The organism is Shewanella benthica KT99 (genome assembly GCF_000172075.1).
Taxonomy (GTDB): Bacteria; Pseudomonadota; Gammaproteobacteria; order Enterobacterales; family Shewanellaceae; genus Shewanella; species Shewanella benthica_A.
Window position 1 is genome coordinate 98699 of sequence record NZ_ABIC01000007.1, and the last position, 13836, is coordinate 112534.

10 protein-coding genes and 1 pseudogene are annotated in these 13836 nt (G+C 47.3%); 9 read left to right on the top strand and 2 right to left on the bottom strand.

Annotated features, from left to right (window positions below; all coding sequences use genetic code 11):
• Window positions 1–35: 35 nt before the first annotated feature.
• On the bottom strand, window positions 36–707 hold the full coding sequence (locus KT99_RS04850; RefSeq protein ID WP_005497597.1) for a DUF2461 domain-containing protein: 672 nt from the start codon (window positions 705–707) through the stop codon (window positions 36–38).
• A 152-nt stretch (window positions 708–859) separates the two neighbouring features.
• Between KT99_RS04850 and KT99_RS04855 the strand changes: the two genes are divergently transcribed.
• Window positions 860–1123: a hypothetical protein gene (locus tag KT99_RS04855; protein ID WP_005497598.1), complete on the top strand. Its 264-nt coding sequence runs from the start codon at window positions 860–862 to the stop codon at window positions 1121–1123.
• 544 nt (window positions 1124–1667) lie between these two features.
• Window positions 1668–3491 (top strand): annotated as a pseudogene (locus KT99_RS04865) (S8 family serine peptidase).
• 124 nt (window positions 3492–3615) lie between these two features.
• Here the strand turns inward: KT99_RS04865 and KT99_RS04870 are convergent.
• A complete protein-coding gene (locus tag KT99_RS04870) occupies window positions 3616–6642 on the bottom strand; it encodes a PKD domain-containing protein (protein ID WP_005497602.1) in 3027 nt (1008 codons plus the stop codon).
• Between the two features lie 220 nt (window positions 6643–6862).
• Here KT99_RS04870 and KT99_RS04875 point away from each other — a divergent pair, with 220 nt between their 5' ends.
• The 7 genes from KT99_RS04875 to nqrF all read left to right on the top strand — a co-directional run bounded on the left by KT99_RS04875 (window position 6863) and on the right by nqrF (window position 13694).
• Window positions 6863–7585: a DUF599 domain-containing protein gene (locus KT99_RS04875; protein WP_005497603.1), complete on the top strand. Its 723-nt coding sequence runs from the start codon at window positions 6863–6865 to the stop codon at window positions 7583–7585.
• Window positions 7586–7768: 183 nt separating this feature from the next.
• A complete protein-coding gene (locus KT99_RS04880) occupies window positions 7769–9130 on the top strand; it encodes a Na(+)-translocating NADH-quinone reductase subunit A (RefSeq protein ID WP_040571627.1) in 1362 nt (453 codons plus the stop codon).
• Window positions 9131–10378 carry an NADH:ubiquinone reductase (Na(+)-transporting) subunit B gene (locus tag KT99_RS04885; RefSeq protein WP_005497605.1) on the top strand — a complete coding sequence of 416 codons (1248 nt, stop codon included), beginning with the start codon at window positions 9131–9133 and terminating at the stop codon, window positions 10376–10378. It abuts the gene before it with no gap.
• On the top strand, window positions 10378–11160 hold the full coding sequence (locus KT99_RS04890) for a Na(+)-translocating NADH-quinone reductase subunit C (protein WP_005497606.1): 783 nt from the start codon (window positions 10378–10380) through the stop codon (window positions 11158–11160). Before KT99_RS04885 ends, KT99_RS04890 begins: the two co-directional genes overlap by 1 nt.
• Before the next feature lies 1 nt (window position 11161).
• Window positions 11162–11785 carry an NADH:ubiquinone reductase (Na(+)-transporting) subunit D gene (locus tag KT99_RS04895; protein WP_005497607.1) on the top strand — a complete coding sequence of 208 codons (624 nt, stop codon included), beginning with the start codon at window positions 11162–11164 and terminating at the stop codon, window positions 11783–11785.
• 9 nt (window positions 11786–11794) lie between these two features.
• Window positions 11795–12403, top strand: coding sequence for an NADH:ubiquinone reductase (Na(+)-transporting) subunit E (gene nqrE, locus KT99_RS04900; protein ID WP_005497608.1), 609 nt, complete (start codon window positions 11795–11797; stop codon window positions 12401–12403).
• 73 nt (window positions 12404–12476) lie between these two features.
• The gene (gene nqrF / locus KT99_RS04905; protein ID WP_005497609.1) at window positions 12477–13694 is read left to right on the top strand and encodes an NADH:ubiquinone reductase (Na(+)-transporting) subunit F; all 1218 of its coding nucleotides are present in this window, start codon (window positions 12477–12479) and stop codon (window positions 13692–13694) included.
• Window positions 13695–13836: the final 142 nt, after the last annotated feature.

Genomic DNA, 13836 nt, shown 5'->3' on the forward strand with positions numbered 1-13836 from the left:
CCCGATTTATGATGGCTTTATTACGTCGTTTTGTTTTAGTAATCCAAATCTAACGCGAAACATAGGTAACCCATTAGTTTTTGGGTGTGCTTAAATTCGTTGGCGCACCAGGAGACAAAGTCTTTATCTGTGATCTGTTTAGCCTCTATCGATTTGATGGCGATAAAGTCTTTGCGCTTTAACTCATCTAACATGGGGTGGGTCTTATCATATCCCCTTGGCGGGCGTACCAGACTACTGCCCTCCATCTCGAATCCTGCTTCTCGCAACTGAACTAATGCCTTCTTATAGGCATTGGGGTTTTCATCGATACAGGTCCGCAGTTTGTTGAGTGCCTTAGAGTCGGGATGCCAAATCCCCGCACCGATAAAGCAGCCATCGTTGGCAATATGCAGATATAGGCCGGGAGCGTGGACATCTTTGCCCTGAAAGTGACGAAATTGAATGCCGACATTGGTCTTATATGGAGTCTTGTCTTTACTGAAACGGGCATCACGCTGTGGACGCATCAAGCTGCCACCGACTTTCTTGGAGGTGGCGGTTAATCTTGGTGATAGCGCCAGCACATGGGGCTGCATGGCTTCGATAAATTTAAGGGCCGGAGTGCGAACTTCATCTTCATATTGGGCCTGATTAGCCTTGAACCATTCCCGTTGGTTATTTGCATCGAGCAGGGAAAGAAAGGAGAAGCTCTTGGAAGTAAACATAGGTACGAGACCCTAGTGATTGATAATGATGTAAAAAATAACATAGGCATAACAGGATTGGGAGAGAGAAGTTTGTTTGTGCTCGCCATAGCCTGATGGATGTCGATTAATAATACCAATCGAACCAATTAACAGCGTTGGCATTAGGCATCATGGGTATCGGCTATCTCTTATTTATTCCCGCCGCCCACTATATGGAATACATGGCGGTGATGTTTGCACTCTTCGTCTTGGCCACTGGTGTCGCATTCTTACAAGTTGCCCTTAACCCTTTAATCGTCAAAGTTGGCTCGGAACAAACGGGATCGGCGCGGATGAACTTAGGCGGCAGCGGTTCAAATTCCTTATATGGTCCAAGCCGTGGTGATTATCGGTATCGCGGCACTTATCTATTTTACCCGACTGCCGAAAATTGACAGTGTTAGTACATCCTCGGTCGGTAGTCAGGTAAAAGGGTCCTTTTTAGACCATAAGCACTTGATGTATGGCGCTGGGGGGGGGCTGTTATGTGGGGGTCGAAGTCTCTATTGGTTCGATTCTGATGTTATATCTGGCAACGCCAGAGATGGGCGGCCTTGGACACGAGTAGGCTGTGCCTTCTTTTCTGCCTATATCCTGTTTTTCGCTTTCGTAGGTTATAAAACTGGCCAGAGTAACAAGACAAGTGAAACCAGCACCGATGAGATCTTGGTGGCTGATACTTAAGGTTAGCTCTTGCTCGTAGGTGATCGATAACACTCATTCCTGATTGGTTTTTTTATGGACGAATGAAAATGTTATTAGGACGCCAGGTTGCGTGTTGCTATATTGTTATTGGCTTGCTGCAATTGTGATCTTTTGTTAGCTTCGGGAGCGTAAGCAAACGAAAATACCATCAAAGGCGATAGTCGTAGCCGATAATTTGCGGTGTGTTCGAATCTAAATAGTAACTCTAAACAAAAAATATAATGGAGCAAATCTATGAAGTTATCTAAAGTTGCAGGCGCAATCATGGCCCTTACCGTGAGTGTGTCTACAAGTGTCATTGCAGATGATGATCGATATATCATTCAAGTCGATAGCAGCAAGAAAGGTGTTATAAAAGCACTGACTAAATAACTCGGAGGTCAAATCCATGTGGACGGCAATGGCTTTATCGCCGCCACTTTTAGTGGTAAAAATTTTGCCCAAGTGAAAGGGCTGCTTAACAACCCACATATTAAGTTGATTGAAGTGGACCAGCGTCGTCAACTTATGTCGGCCTACAGTGATGATGCCGGTGATCCCATGACCCAGAAAGTCACACCTTATGCAGTGTATCAATCTCAAGCTAATCAAGTTGCATTCAATGCCAGTGCGGGCATGAAGGTGTGTATTATCGATTCTGGACTCGATACCACTAACACCGATTTTGAGTGGAATAATATCAGCGGCGACAATGATTCAGGCACAGGCAACTGGGATGAGAACGGCGGGCCACACGGTACACACGTTGCTGGCACGATTGGCGCGGCAGACAATAATGTCGGCGTGATTGGTATGGCACCGGGTATCGACATGCATCTCATCAAGGTGTTTAACGATGATGGCTGGGGCTACTCATCAGACTTAGCCCATGCAGCAGACCTTTGTAGCGCGGCTGGTGCAAACATTATCAGCATGAGTCTAGGTGGCGGAGGCGCTAACTCTACCGAGTCTAATGCCTTCCAGTCATTCGTCGATGCCGGTGGCCTGGTGGTCGCGGCAGCGGGTAACGATGGTAATAATGTTCGCTCGTACCCTGCGGGTTACCCATCTGTGATGATGATCGGTGCTAACGACGCCGACAATAATATTGCCGATTTCTCACAATTTCCTAGTTGTACGACCGGGCGTGGCAAGAAGGTGAAAACAGATGAGACTATCTGTGTCGAGGTCACGGCTGGTGGTGTAGATACACTTTCGACTTATCCTGCCGGTATGGCTACGGCTGCGAATATGACTGCCGATGGCGTTGCTTTTGCAAGCTCCGCCATGGAAAACCCCGGCAGTGTCACTGGCAGTACTTATTATATGGGCACGGCAGAGACGACCGATAGTGGTGCTAATGGCAATGTGTGTGTGATCGACCTCGGTAATATCTCATTCCACGATAAGGTGGCAAATTGTGAAAACTCAGGCGGTATAGGCGCAGTTATCATCAACAACGAACCTGGCATGTTATATGGCACGCTAGGTGATACCAATGCTACGAGTATTCCAGCTGTTGGGGCTACATTTGAGGATCGCGGTGCGCTAATGGCCGCGAGTACGATTGCTGTCGATATTGGCACGTCAGATTATGGCTTTATGAGCGGTACCTCTATGGCGACCCCAGCAGTGTCGGGCTTGGCTGCTCTGGTTTGGTCTAACCATAACCAATGTAACGGCAGTGAAATCCGTGAAGCATTAAAGGCGACGGCCATGGATAGTGGCGCTGCTGGTAAGGATGTTTATTTTGGCTACGGTATCGTGAAAGCATCTGCAGCAGATGCATACCTTACTGCCAATGGTTGCGCCGGTGACGGCGGCGGAGAGCCCGGTGGCGACTTTACTATGAGCGCAAATGGCTACAAGAGTAAAGGCGTGAAGAAGGTCGATTTAACCTTTAATGGTGCTGCGGGGACTCATGTTGATGTTTACCGTGACGGCAGCATGATTACCACGACATCTGCCAGTTTGACTTATACCGATATTATCAGCGCTAAAGGTGGTGGTTCATATACCTATAAGGCCTGTGATGATGGGAGTTCTAGCTGTACAGCCGAACAGACGGTGACGTTCTAATTTAGATTAAGTTAAATTGGCTTAATGATTAATCAAACCACCGTGAATATTGCTATTACGGTGGTTTTTTATTGACTGAATCTTGTTGAAAATAGGCTGGTTAGCAATACTTTGGTAATTAACGCTATGGGAAAACGGTAATATTCAGCGTATCGGAGCAATTACTTGTGCCGCTCTCACAGACTCGTACCGAATGACTACTACCACCTTTAATCTCTGTATTTAGATCAAAGTAGTATTTTTCCGCAGTTTCTGCGCCTGATATACCAGTAAGACTTGCTGTTAGTACTTCATCCAAAACAATATCAATAGTTTGATATTGTTGCCAGTGAAGCTCTATATGTTTAACACCTTTGTACTTATAACCCGAGGCTGACAAGTTAAAATGACTTGCAGGCGAAGTGGAGTCAGAATCTATATTCGAGATTAATGAGTTACCTGCACCGTTGGCGGCATAGATTCGATAGTAATATAGGGTGTCGGCAGATAGTCCTGTGTCGTTATAACTCGTGGTCTCGGCTGGCAGAGTCTGGACTTGTGTCCAGTTAGTCGCATTTAATGAGCGTTCAATATTGAAGCTCGACTCATTCGTTGAGTTATCCATCCAAGCTAGATTTATCTGACTCGAAGAAGCCATGCTGGCGCTCAGTTCTGTGGGGGCACTCGGCGGCGTTAGGCTAGCATCTGTTTCAGAACGAATATAGAGATTCGAAATTGTGATGCTATCGAATGAGCTATTGTTCCCGGCACTTTGATCGCTATCTTCAATTCTTAGTCTGACTTCCCCGCTCACACCTTGGGGAAGCGGGGTGCTGTAATGCTTGCTGTCACCACTGGAAAGTGCTGCAAAGTCAGAAAAATTTGCGCCATTATCGACTGAGTAAGAGAGTATCATTTGGTCGTCAGGTGAGACAGACATGCTGGCATCCAGATGTAACTCGACTAAGTTGGCCGCTGCGATGCTAAATAGCCAAGTATGGGTTAGGTAGCTAAACCGATTCTGCTTCTTACCGCCAGATTGGCGTTCTGTAATTGTCTGACTCGAGCCACTATCGAGGGCCGAGTCTTGGTAGTTGCCGCTCACTGTGCCTGCCGTGAATATCTCACCATAAGCGACTTGATTGATAAAGGGAGGTGCATCGACGCTAATATTGATATTAACTGCATCACTGGCCGCTAAATTGTCGGTGACAGTAAGAGTCGCAGTATAATCACCTGCTGTAGTATAAAGATGTTTTGGCATCGCCTCAGTTGAGCTTGCGCCATCACCAAAGTTCCAATCGAAGCTGATACTGCTTTGGGGATCATCATCTTTTGAGCCAGAGCTATCAAATGTCACCTCCAATGCTGCCTGGCCCGTAAGTGGATCTGCTGCTATTACCGCCATTGGCGCTCGATTCAGGACTGAAACTGCAATCGAGTCTTGGTCACTTAAGCCATCATTGTCTGTGACGGTAAGGCTGGCTATGTATTCTCCCGGGGCCAGATATTCATGAGTCGGATCATCGACAGGATCTGTGGTTGTCACTCCCGTTCCGTCACCGAAAAGCCAGTCATAACTGACAATGTCGCCATCATCTGTCGAGCCTGCACTGCTAAATGACACAGATGTAGGTGCAAAAGCTGGCGAATAGCCTGAGGTGCCGATGTTGGCCGTTGGAGTCTGAAGGTTTGAGGTGCTCTGAACGGTGGCAGATATGATGTATTGGCCTAAGCTGCCGTAATCTGGGTAGCCCGTATCCAGAGGATCACCTTTACCGACACCATCTATCATCAGGAAGTAGGTTCCGGCACTGGCGAAGCTGCCGCTCAGTGATGCCGATAGAACATCTGCGACATTGTCTGTTTGCAGCAAGTTACCGCTGCTGTCATAGAGGCTGGCTTCTATGTCTAAGTTTGGACTGATATCATCGGCTTGAATAGAGATGCTATAGCTACCCATCGCCGCATCGAATTTAAACATATCTTGATCGCTACTAAGGTGAATTAGCCCAAAAGCATTGAGTTGGTCTGTTGCGCCATTAGCTGTGACTGTCATGGCGGTTACGTTGTCGACGATGCTCATGTCATCGACATGGTCATCAGCCATCAAGGGGGCACCATAGTATTGAATGTCAGAGATATCATCTTGAGGCTGATTGGCCAGTGGGTAGGTGTTCATGCTCCACTGCACTAATTCTTGATAATAACCCACCCCCATTATCGGTGCCCAGCCAGTTACACCTGAGCCATGGCCTGTGTAATAACCGGTTCCATTTGTTTGTCCATCATGGCTTAGCCCTAAGTTATGACCCGCCTCGTGGGTGATAGCTTCACCGGCACCGACGACACTCGAGTTAAACACGAAGGCGGGTTTTAAGTAATTGGTATTGGCTCCGTAATCATTGAATGATTTGAGATAGGCAAAGCCACCACAGTCGCAGTTGGAGAAGGTGTTCTGGGTTATGACCACGCGTGTACCGAACAGTTGATCGCCTGAGGTTTCACGGGCTATAGGATCGGCTGCAAGGTCATCTGGGTTAGTGAGGTCTTCTGTGGTGACATCGACATTAAAGGGGGCAAAGTCTTCGGCGACCTGTCGCCACATCAGGTGAATTCTATCGAGTTCGTCTTGGGTAAAGGTCTCAGGAACTCCATAGGGGTTGTAAGCGGGTGACACAATCGGTGTGCCATAGGAGTCATTCCAGGCTGTGCCTGTTGTAGTGTGGCCATCAAAATCTAACAGTATTGTTCTAGGCGCTCCAGCCCTGCTATGTAACTTGAACGTTTGCTCTTGGTTAAGTGCAGTTTCCGGAGCGGTCAAAGGTTCGGTCATGCTGTGTTGACTGGGCTCTTGGATCTCAACATAGAAAACTCGCCCTTGTTTATCTAACCAGACACTCGAGTCTTGTCTGATCATCTTGGCAAACTGAGCTGTAGTCTTGCCATACCAAGCAGCTACTTCTGGAAGTTTAGCACCAAGTAGACCTATGGCATGTTCACCGTTAGCGGGTTCGGCAAGTGTTACAGACGGGAAAGCACGATGTGAGTTAGACGCATCTTGCGTCTCTGATGGGACGTTGGCTGCGGCGGCATCGAATCCTATTAGCCCCGTAGCAGATAAGGAAAAGCTTAACAGTGCAAGCTTAAAAATTCTATTTGAGTAATCCATTACCGTTCCTTTTTGAGCGACCGATAGTTGATTTAAAGTGTAGCAGGGAAAAGGTGTTCACATGCCAAAGCTGACTAGGCTCTAAGTTTGCTAATGTTTTAACTGTTTAATATTGACTCAGTGGCAACCGATTGAAAAACATCTTTCCCCATTAGAGTGATGGTTACTGGAGCGCAAAACTGGTTTAATAGCCTTAGGTTTATGGAGTTAGTAGGTTGGTATGTCTTTTTCTGTGCTAGATGTTGTCTCTTTTGTGTGCTTTTTCTGTTGCTGGGTGGGCTATACCACCTTTGCGCGCCGTAAGGCTAAAACCACTAACTGTATTGCCAGAAGCTTACATCAACATCGAATTCATTGGATGAATGAGCTGATGACCCGCGAGATTCGAGTCGGAGAGGCGGCCTTATTGGCGAATCTGGAGCGTAACATCACTTTTTTCGCTTCTACGACTATGTTGGTACTCGCCGGTGTGTTGACCCTGTTTGCTCAGGTGGAGCGCTTAGAGGCTGTGATAGCCACAATCCCTTATGCCGCTACCCCGCAGTACCTGTTAATCCAAGTTAAATTGGCCTTATTGACCTTCATCTTCGTGATGGCTTTCTTTCAGTTTACCTGGTCCATGCGCCAATATGGCTTTCTCAATGTGATGGTGGGTGCGGCGCCTTTCGATCCCAGTGGCTGTAATGAAAACCTTAAAAACTATGCAAAGCAGATGGCGATAGTGCAAGACCAGGCGGCGCACTCCTATAATTATGGCTTAAGAGCATACTATTTCTCGATGGCTGTCATGTGCTGGTTTTTCCATCCTGTTTTATTCATCTGCGCTAGCCTGTTCGTTGTCTACACTCTCTATCGTCGTGAGTTTAAATCTAAAGCGGTAATGGCGATTACTGCGGGCATGCAAGCGTTAGCTATTGAAAAGGAGCGGGTGAGTAAACATTAGTTATTTTGTTATAAAGCCACATTGTTACTCTCATATTTATTCGATTATAAATCTAGTTCACAAATTTGAGCTAAATTTCGTTGTTGGCTTACAGTTCTGGAATGTAATGTGACCTCAATGTTGGTATTTTAGTTAACAAGCATTTACCATTCACTATCCTAATTTTTATGGTTGATGATTGTGATGGCAGGTTTCTCAGATCAGGTTAAAACAATAAAGAAAGGCCTAGATGTACCGATTGCCGGAGAGCCTAGGCAAGAGATTGAAAATTTCTCCAGGTCATCTCATGTGGCCATTCTTGGTGAAGAGTATGTTGGCTTAAAGCCTCGTATGTTGGTTGAAGTGGGTGCAGAGGTTAAGAAAGGTCAGCCGCTGTTCGAAGATAAGAGAACACCCAGTGTGATATTTACTGCTCCCGCTAGCGGTGAGGTGGTGGCGATTCACCGTGGTGAACGCCGTGTGCTTCAGTCGGTGGTGATTAGATGTCACGGCTATGACAGCATCAGTTTCGAATCCTATGACTCACTTGCTCAAGTGAGTCGTGAACAAGTTAGAGATAACTTAGTGAACAGTGGTTTATGGACTGCGCTGCGTACTCGCCCCTTTTCTCGGGTTCCAGAACTCGATTCATCACCTGCAGGCATATTCGTTACTGCCATGGACACCAATCCGTTAGCAGCCGATCCGCGTATTATCATCGCCGAGCAGGAAAAAGCGTTTTTAACCGGTGTGCAGGTACTCACTCGCTTAACCGACAATAAGGTGTATCTGTGCCATGACGAAGGAGATAGCCTGCCTGGCCATGATCTTCCTCAGGTCGAAACCAAGCGTTTCGGTGGAGTTCATCCTGCTGGGTTAGTGGGTACTCACATTCACTTTACTCTGCCTGTGGGTATCGAACGTACTGTTTGGCATATTGGCTATCAAGACGTTATCGCCTACGGCAAGCTATTTATGACCGGTGAGCTTTATACCGATCGCGTCGTGTCTATTGCCGGCCCGGATGTGATTAACCCTAGGCTTATCCGCATTCAGCTTGGTGCCGAGATCCTTGAAAGTACTAAGAATGAGTTAACACCAGGTCTTTCACGAGTGGTTTCAGGCTCTGTACTCTCGGGTCACACAGCATCGGGTCCACACAGCTACCTTGGCCGCTTTCACAATCAAATCACCGCCTTGACCGAAGATTCTGAGCATGAATTGCTCTCTTGGGTTCGCGGCGGCGCAGATAAATTTTCTATCACTCGCGCGGTGACCTCACGATTTACCCATGCTAAAAAATTATTCAATATGACCACTCACACAGGGGGATCACAGCGCGCCATGATGGCATTTGGTCAGCTAGATCGCGTCATGCCCTTGGATATATTACCGACCTTGTTGGTTCGGGACTTAGTGGTCCGTGATACCGACGAGGCGCAGGAGCTCGGCGCATTAGAGTTAGATGAAGAAGATTTAGCATTATGTACCTTTGTTTGTCCGGGAAAATACGATTTCGGTAAAGAGCTTCGTGCCTGCCTGGACATCATTGAGAAGGAAGGATAAATGAGTAATAACGATAGAAAACCTGACGTTCAGCAAGACTACTACGCGCCGGGTCAGGCGATGAAGGGGTATCTAAGATCCTTAGTTATCGCCAACGGGCGCAGCACTAAAGGTAAGGTGCACGTACGTGACGCCATCGATGTTAAACGTACCATGACCTTAGTGGGTCTTTGTTTAATGCCAGCTATCTTTTTTGGCTTATACAATTTAGGGCTTCAGGCACAGATCGCGATAGCATCTGGCTTATCGACTCCTGATGTATGGCAACTCGCGCCATTTAATTTAGTCTTAGGTGGCCTCACCGAACAGACGGGTCTCATCGGCTTGTTTTTATACGGTCTTAGCTTCTACTTTCCTATCTATCTGACCGCACTGTTAGTCAGTCTGTTGTGGGAGATGGTGTTCGCTAAGGTGCGTGGCCAAGAGCTTCACGAAGGCTTCTTCGTTACCGCCTTACTGTTTACCCTGATATTGCCCGTGTCGACGCCACTCTGGTTAGTCGCTATGGGGATCACTTTTGGTGTGATCATCGCCAAAGAGCTCTTCGGCGGTATGGGGTATAACTTCCTTAATCCGGCGTTAGCGGGCTTAGCCTTTATCTTCTTTGCTTATCCGACTCAGATAGCAGAACCTGCACTCTTAGTCGCAGTAGATGGCTTCTCGGGTGCTACTGCCTTAGCCCAAGCCGCTGCGGGTAAGTTGAGCTTTATCGATTATAGCTGGTATCAAGCCTTCTCCGATCCAGTGTGGTGGAACGCCTTCTTCGGCTTTACCCCAGGTGCTATCGGTGAAACCAGTACCTTGGCCTTACTGATAGGTGGTTGTTTACTGCTTGCCACTCGTTTAGCCGATTGGCGTATCGTTGCCGGCGTCATGCTTGGCATGATCTTAACCTCTGTCATGTTTAACCTTATCGGTTCAAGCAAGAATGATATGTTCGCCATGCCTTGGACTTGGCATCTTGTGACCGGTGGTTTCGCCATTGCTATGATGTTTATGGCCACCGATCCTGTGACGACTTCTTATACCCGTCAGGGCAAGCTGGCATATGGCATCTTAATTGGCTTTATGACCGTGCTCATTCGGGTGATGAACCTGAAAATGCCTGAGGGGATCATGCTAGCTATCTTATTCGCTAACTTGTGGTCGCCACTGTTCGATTACATGGTGGCTCGCGCCAATATCAAGCGCAGAGCTAAGCGCCCCGCTGCACTGTTAAGTAATGATAATTCGGGAGCTAAATCATAATGGCCTTGAAGAAAGATTCTGTGGTGGGAACCATGATTTTCATCATCACTCTCAGCCTCTTGTGCTCGTTTATGATCACAGGAACCGCCGAGCTACTCAAAGAGCGCAAGCTGGTCAAGAAGCGTGATGAGCTTAAGCGTTATGTATTGATGGCATCGGATGTGGATATCCGCGGCGATCAAGATTTTCGTGCCATTTTCGAGGCATCGGTTACGCCTATGATTGTCGATCTAGATTCGGGTGAAATTCAGTCTCTGGAGCGCACACAAGTGATGGATTTTGATGAGCGTATGGCGGCCATTAACCCTGAAACATCACATAAGTTAGAGAGAAAGAAAGATAAAGCTAAGATTAAAACCCGTGCCGATCAAGTGCGAATTTTCCAAGTGTTTGACGAAAATGGCAAGTTGGTGAGTCTTGTCTTACCTATTTATGGTAAAGGCCTGTGGTCGATTATCTATGGCTACGTTGCATTGAAACCCGACTTTAATACTATCGGGAATGTGGTGTTTTATGAACATGGTGAGACCCCAGGTATCGGTGACTTTCTTAACGAGACACAGTGGACTGATAAGTTCCGCGGCAAGCAAATTTTCGATGCTAAGGGTAAGCCAGTATTGAAAATTGTTAAGGGCGGTGCAAAAGAGGGTGACATTCATGGTGTCGATGCCGTGAGCGGTGCAACCATGACGGGACGTGGTGTACAGCGTTCGATTCAATTCTGGTTTGGTAGCGAAGGCTTTAAAGTCTTCTTAGACAAGCTAAAAGCTGCGGAGGTTTAAGATGAGTAAAAGTTTAGCCGCCACTCGGGAAGTTCTGACGACTCCTATTTTATCCAACAACCCGGTTGCCATGCAGGTGCTTGGTGTCTGTTCTGCGCTAGCGGTCAGTAATTCGATGCAAACGGCATTGGTGATGACCTTAGCCGTGACCTTCGTGCTGGTGTTTTCGAATCTGATCATCTCGAGCATACGTAACCTTATCCCCAACAGCGTGCGCATCATCGCGCAGATGACGATTATCGCCTCATTGGTGATCATTGTCGACATGGTGCTGCAGGATATCGCTTATGAGTTGTCTCGCCAGCTATCTGTGTTTGTGGGTTTGATTATTACCAACTGTATCATCATGGGCCGTGCAGAAGCCTTTGCCATGAAGAATAAGCCGCCAATGGCCGTGGTCGATGCGCTAGGTAATGCCATGGGCTATGGCGTGATCTTACTCGGCGTGGCTTTTGTCAGAGAACTGATCGGCAGTGGCACTCTGTTTGGCCATGAGATTTTGAAAACGGTGGAAAATGGAGGCTGGTACCTAACGAACGAGATGTTCAAACTGCCACCGATTGCCTTCTTCCTGATCGGTTTGATGATCTGGGCTATCAATGTCATTCAGCGTAAGAGAGGGTAAGAGAAAGTTATGGAACACTATATAAATCTATTTGTTCAGGCGGCCCTTATCGACAATATGGCGCTGTCATTCTTCATGGGCATGTGTACCTTTCTCGCGGTCTCTAAGAAGGTATCTACCTCCTTCGGTCTAGGTATCGCGGTGATAGTGGTGATGATGCTTGCGGTACCCTTAAATCAGCTTATTTATGCCAACGTACTGGCTCCGGGGGCGCTGGCTTGGGCAGGATACCCTGAGATTGATTTGAGTTACCTGCAGCTGATCACCTTTATCGGTGTTATCGCGGCGTTAGTGCAGATCCTCGAGATGTTCTTAGATAAATACATCCCGAGCCTCTATGACTCGCTGGGGATCTTCCTGCCACTGTTAACCGTTAACTGTGCAATTTTTGCCGGGGTTATTTTTATGGCCAACCGAGATTACACCTTAGGTGAGTCCGTGGTGTTTGCCGCAGGTTCAGGTTTTGGTTGGGCGATGGCGATTGTGATGTTGGCAGGCCTGCGTGAACGCATGAAGTTTCATGCCATACCCGAAGGGCTTCAAGGTGTAGGCATTACGTTTATCACCACCGGCTTGATGGCATTGGGCTTTATGGCATTCACAGGTATTTCAATTTAATTCAGTGAGCTAATCGCGTACTTGGATTGACGAAGTTGAATTAACGAAATTGAATTAAGAGAAGGTAGATTCGATGGAAATGGCAATTGGTATCGGCATGTTTACCCTAGTGGTGAGTATGCTGGTCATGGTGATTCTATTCGCCAAGAGTAAACTGGTTTCAACCGGTGATGTAAGAATCGGCATCAATGATGACGAAGAAAAGAGCATCACAACGCCAGCCGGCGATAAGCTGCTTGGGGCATTGGCCAATAAAAAGATTTTTATTCCATCCGCCTGTGGTGGCGGTGGAACCTGCGGTCAATGCCGGGTAATCGTGAAATCTGGCGGCGGGGATATCCTGCCGACAGAGCTCGACCATATCAGCAAGAAAGAGGCTAAAACGGGTTGTCGTTTAGCCTGTCAGGTAGCGGTTAAAACCGATATGGAGCTTGAAGTCGAAGAGGAGATCTTCGGCGTTAAGAAGTGGCAATGTGAAGTTATCTCAAATGATAACAAGGCGACCTTCATTAAAGAGCTATTGCTCAAAATCCCCGAAGGCGAAGACGTTAAATTTAAGGCCGGTGGTTACATTCAGGTCGAAGCGCCGGCTCATCAGGTCAACTACAGCGATTTCGATATTCCAGACGAATATCGTGGTGACTGGGATAAATATGACCTGTTCAAGCTGGTGTCTAAAGTCGATGAAGATGTGCTGCGTGCTTACTCTATGGCTAACTACCCGGACGAGAAAGGCCGCATCATGCTCAACGTGCGTATTGCTACGCCGCCATCGGAAGGTTTGCCGCCGGGTAAGATGTCATCTTACATCTTCAACCTGAAAGCCGGTGATATGGTGACGATATCGGGACCATTTGGTGAGTTCTTCGTCAAGGAGACCGATGCCGAGATGGTGTTTATCGGCGGTGGTGCGGGTATGGCGCCCATGCGCTCTCACATCTTCAATCAGCTTAAGGGCGTGAAGACCAAGCGTAAGATGAGCTTCTGGTACGGCGCACGCTCGACCCGAGAAGTCTTCTATCAAGATGAGTTCGATAAGCTAGCGGCCGAAAATGAAAACTTCGTCTGGCATGTAGCACTGTCTGATCCACAGCCTGAAGATAACTGGAATGGTTACACCGGCTTTATCCATAATGTGATTCTTGAGAACTATCTTAAGAATCACAAGGCGCCGGAAGATTGTGAGTTCTACATGTGTGGCCCTCCTATTATGAACACTTCGGTGATCAACATGTTGGAGAGCCTAGGCGTCGAAGAGGAAAACATCATGCTGGATGACTTCGGTGATTAGCCACCAGTGTTATAAGTAGAAACGGATAGATTAAATGCAGCCTTAGGGCTGCATTTTTGTATGGGGAATATGGTAATTTGGCGGTTTAATAGGAATAGGATGGTTAAAGATAATCGAATGGGGAACGCTAGTAATTATCCTA

What these genes read in the sequence shown, in the direction of transcription:
- KT99_RS04850 (WP_005497597.1), bottom strand. Translation starts at nt 707, where the DNA reads ATGTTTACTTCCAAGAGCTTCTCCTTTCTTTCCCTGCTCGATGCAAAT.
- KT99_RS04855 (WP_005497598.1), top strand. Translation starts at nt 860, where the DNA reads ATGGGTATCGGCTATCTCTTATTTATTCCCGCCGCCCACTATATGGAA.
- KT99_RS04870 (WP_005497602.1), bottom strand. Translation starts at nt 6,642, where the DNA reads ATGGATTACTCAAATAGAATTTTTAAGCTTGCACTGTTAAGCTTTTCC.
- KT99_RS04875 (WP_005497603.1), top strand. Translation starts at nt 6,863, where the DNA reads ATGTCTTTTTCTGTGCTAGATGTTGTCTCTTTTGTGTGCTTTTTCTGT.
- KT99_RS04880 (WP_040571627.1), top strand. Translation starts at nt 7,769, where the DNA reads ATGGCAGGTTTCTCAGATCAGGTTAAAACAATAAAGAAAGGCCTAGAT.
- KT99_RS04885 (WP_005497605.1), top strand. Translation starts at nt 9,131, where the DNA reads ATGAGTAATAACGATAGAAAACCTGACGTTCAGCAAGACTACTACGCG.
- KT99_RS04890 (WP_005497606.1), top strand. Translation starts at nt 10,378, where the DNA reads ATGGCCTTGAAGAAAGATTCTGTGGTGGGAACCATGATTTTCATCATC.
- KT99_RS04895 (WP_005497607.1), top strand. Translation starts at nt 11,162, where the DNA reads ATGAGTAAAAGTTTAGCCGCCACTCGGGAAGTTCTGACGACTCCTATT.
- nqrE (WP_005497608.1), top strand. Translation starts at nt 11,795, where the DNA reads ATGGAACACTATATAAATCTATTTGTTCAGGCGGCCCTTATCGACAAT.
- nqrF (WP_005497609.1), top strand. Translation starts at nt 12,477, where the DNA reads ATGGAAATGGCAATTGGTATCGGCATGTTTACCCTAGTGGTGAGTATG.